The organism is Peribacillus sp. SIMBA_075, assembly GCF_046534585.1.
Window position 1 is genome coordinate 1 of record NZ_JAWRYN010000175.1, and the last position, 389, is coordinate 389.

Consider the following 389-nt stretch of genomic DNA (forward strand, 5'->3'; position numbering starts at 1 on the left):
GTTCAAAGTTTACAAAAACTCTTTAACTCGTCGTGCTGCAGAGTCTGCTGAAATGGCTGAGTTAAACGAATTCTTAACAGGACCAAACGCAATCGCGTTCAGTAACGAGGATGTAGTTGCTCCTGCGAAAGTATTAAACGACTTCGCTACAAAACATGAAGCTTTAGAAATTAAAGCTGGTGTAATCGAAGGTAAACTTGTAACACTTGATGAGGTTAAAGCTATCGCTACTCTTCCATCACGTGAAGGCTTACTTTCTATGCTTCTTTGCGTTCTTCAAGCTCCAATCCGTAACCTTGCACTTGCTACTAAAGCAGTTGCAGAACAAAAGGAAGAGCAAGGCGCTTAATTTTTTAAAAGATAATTACTTGTTATCTATAAAACAATAC

1 protein-coding gene is annotated in these 389 nt (G+C 38.6%); it reads left to right on the top strand.

Annotation, left to right across the window (positions count from 1 at the left end):
- Positions 1-349 (top strand): 50S ribosomal protein L10 (gene rplJ, locus SB775_RS27685; protein WP_410864344.1); only part of this gene is annotated, 349 nt, incomplete at its 5' end.
- Positions 350-389: the final 40 nt, after the last annotated feature.